Origin of the sequence: Limnohabitans sp. (assembly GCF_040401135.1) — a bacterium.
GTDB lineage: Bacteria > Pseudomonadota > Gammaproteobacteria > Burkholderiales > Burkholderiaceae_C > Limnohabitans.
On the sequence record NZ_JBBAOV010000024.1, the window covers coordinates 35,531 to 38,518 of the forward strand.

Annotated in this window: 3 protein-coding genes; 2 read left to right on the top strand and 1 reads right to left on the bottom strand. The window is 58.0% G+C overall.

Annotated features, from left to right (window positions below; all coding sequences use genetic code 11):
- Positions 1 to 183 precede the first annotated feature (183 nt).
- Positions 184 to 936, top strand: coding sequence for a class I SAM-dependent methyltransferase (locus ABWP81_RS08075; protein WP_353140935.1), 753 nt, complete (start codon positions 184 to 186; stop codon positions 934 to 936).
- Here the strand turns inward: ABWP81_RS08075 and ABWP81_RS08080 are convergent.
- Complete coding sequence (locus ABWP81_RS08080; protein WP_353140936.1) at positions 933 to 2,234, bottom strand: hemolysin family protein; 1,302 nt, start codon at positions 2,232 to 2,234, stop codon at positions 933 to 935. The two genes, ABWP81_RS08075 and ABWP81_RS08080, sit on opposite strands and share 4 nt — an antisense overlap.
- A 13-nt stretch (positions 2,235 to 2,247) precedes the next feature.
- Between ABWP81_RS08080 and ABWP81_RS08085 the strand changes: the two genes are divergently transcribed.
- The coding region (locus ABWP81_RS08085) for a symmetrical bis(5'-nucleosyl)-tetraphosphatase (protein WP_353140938.1) at positions 2,248 to 2,988 on the top strand (741 nt) is incomplete at its 3' end.

Sequence of the window (2,988 nt, forward strand, 5' to 3'; positions counted from 1 at the left end):
GCTTGCACCTCTTGCAAGGACTGCGCATCGGGCTGTCGCCCCTTCAAGTGGCCCACACGACGCAAGGCATCGCGCATTTCATCGAGGGTGCTAAGAGTGCGGGTGGACGTTTGATTCATAAGATTTTGATTTTCAGTCATCTGTCCATCACGCGCTGTCACGTTGGCTCTATGATTCTTTCTCATGAAATTCATGACTTGGCCCATCCCCGCCCTCCTCGCTTGGGGTTCGTCTTGGCTCATCTTTAAGGGCCTGCAAGTGGTGGGCCTAAGTGAAACCATCGCCTTCATTGCAGCTACTTGTTTGGGTGGCTTTTTAAGCGCCTTAGCGCACACGCCCATGCGCAAGGCCCTGATCGTGTTGGGCTTTCCGCTGTCCATGCTGGCCTCATCAGCCACCCTCAGCGTGCCGCCGATAGGCTGGTTGTTTTTGCTGGGGCTTATCGTGTTGGTTTACCCACGCAAAGCGTGGCGCGATGCCCCGCTTTTTCCTACGCCTAGACGCGCCCTGCGCGAAATGCACCAACACATCACCCTGCCCGCAGGCGCTCGTATTTTGGATGCAGGCAGTGGCCTAGGCGATGGCTTGCTGGCTTTGCGTGATGCGTTTCCGCGCGCCGAACTTCATGGGGTGGAGATGAGCTGGCCGCTGCGCGTACTCAGCGCCATGCGCTGCTCGTTTGCCAAGATTCGCCAAGGTGATATTTGGCTGGTGGACTGGCGCAGCTTTGACATGGTTTACATGTTCCAACGCCCCGAGAGCATGCCCCGTGCGGTCGAAAAAGCCGAGGCCGAATTGCGCCGTGGCGCGTGGCTGATTAGCCTAGAGTTTGAAGCCCAAGAGCTGATACCCAGCGCCATCCTGACCTGCCGCGATGGACGCCCCGTGTGGATGTATCAAGTGCCCTTCAACCGCCGCGCCAGCCGCCGCGTTTAATCGGCACAGCTGATCAGCACTTTGTCGATGCGTCGGCCGTCCAAGTCGACCACCTCAAAACGCCATTCACCAAAAATCACCACATCGGCTAGGGCGGGTAACTCGCCAGAAATGGCCATGACCAAGCCGGCCACCGTGTTGTAAATGCCACGGTCTTCGTCGGGCAATTCTTTGATGCCCAAGCGTGCTTTAAATTCGGTCACAGGCATCATGCCGTCCACCAACCATGAGCCATCTTCGCGCTGTGTGGCCCAAGCTTCATTGGTAGGTGTGGCTTGCAAAAGTTCACCCGTGATGGCCTCGAGTAAATCTCGCGGTGTAAGCAGGCCTTGCACCACACCGTATTCGTCCACCACCAACACCATGCGACCATGGGCGGTGGCGCGTTCAGCAGGCTTACGAAATTGCTCCAGCAAGTCCATGCCGCTCAAGGTTTCAGGCACAAAGGCCACAGGCTTGGCCAAGGCCTCGACCGTGATGTCGGTGCCGGGTGGCAAGCGCAAAAGCTGAGACACACTCACCGCGCCCACCACGTTGTCGAGGTCACCACGACACACGGGGTACCACGAGTGCGCACCGCTGGCACCCACTTGGGCCAAGGCTTGGGGCACGGGCAGCTTTGAGTCGAGCCACTCGATGTCGGAGCGGTGCACCATGATGGAAGTGAGCGGACGCTCGTCGAGGTTGAACACGTTTTGCACCATTTGGTGTTCGTGCAATTCAATCAGTCCGGCATCCACGCCTTCCACCAGGCTGGCTGAAATTTCTTCTTCTGTCACCGTTCGAGCGCCGTGCACATCCACGCGCAGCAACTTCAAAATGGCGCTGGTGCTGGCCGACAAAAAATACACAAAAGGCTTGGCCAAGGTGGCCAAGGCCAACATGGCGGGGGCGGCCAAGCGTGCCACCGTTTCTGGAAACAACTGGCCAATGCGCTTGGGCACCAGTTCGCCAAACAAAATGGTGCTAAAGGTAATGATGGTCACCACAAACGCAGTGGCCAGGCCCGAGGCCCAGTTGTCGGGCACGCCTTGAACCAACAACCAATACGAAAAGTCGGCGCTAAACGCGGCCTCACCCACAATGCCGTTCAGCACGCCAATCGAGGTGATGCCGATTTGCACGGTCGACAAAAACTGCGTGGGCTGCTCCATCAAACGCAGCGCCGCGTGAGCGCCACTGTCGCCCGCTTCTGCCAACGCCGCCAAGCGCGCTTTGCGGCTAGACGACAAAGCCATCTCTGACATGGCAAACATGCCGTTAAGCAGCGTTAAAAAAACAATCAGTAAAACATCCATCACAATCTCCTGCATGGCACTTTACTTGATTGGCGACGTGCAAGGCTGCGACGAAGCCTTAGAACGTTTGTTAGCGCACATCGCGTTCTCCCCCAGCCGCGACACGCTCTACTTGTTGGGCGACTTGGTTAACCGTGGCCCCGATAACGCAGGCGTGCTACGCCGATTGATGGGCTACGGCAGCAGTGCGCAATGCCTACTGGGCAACCACGATTTGCACTTGCTAGCCGTGTCACGCGGCGTGCGCAAACCCAACAAACAAGACACCACCCAAGACATCTTGACCGCACCCGATAGCGCCGAGTTGCTGCACTGGCTCCGCCACCAAAACATGGCCGTTCAAGTGGGTCAAGTGCTGATGGTGCATGCAGGCGTGCTGCCGCAATGGACAGCGCAACAAACCCTAGCGCTGGCCGGCGAAGTAGAAGCCGTGCTGCGCAGCGGCGACTGGGTGCAGTTCATGCCGCAAATGTATGGCGGGCTGCCCAATGTGTGGCGTGATGACCTACAGGGTGCTGACCGCTTGCGCGTGATTGTTAACGCACTCACCCGCTTGCGCTTTTGCGATGCACAGGGCGCGATGGATTTCAGTGTGAAAGAAAACGCAGACAAAGCACCCAATCACCTGATGCCGTGGTTTGATGTTCCGGGCCGATTGACAGCAGATGTGCGCGTGGCCTTTGGCCATTGGTCCACCTTGGACTCGGCCAACCGCGTAGATGTGGTTTGCTTGGACGATGGGTGTGTGTGGGGC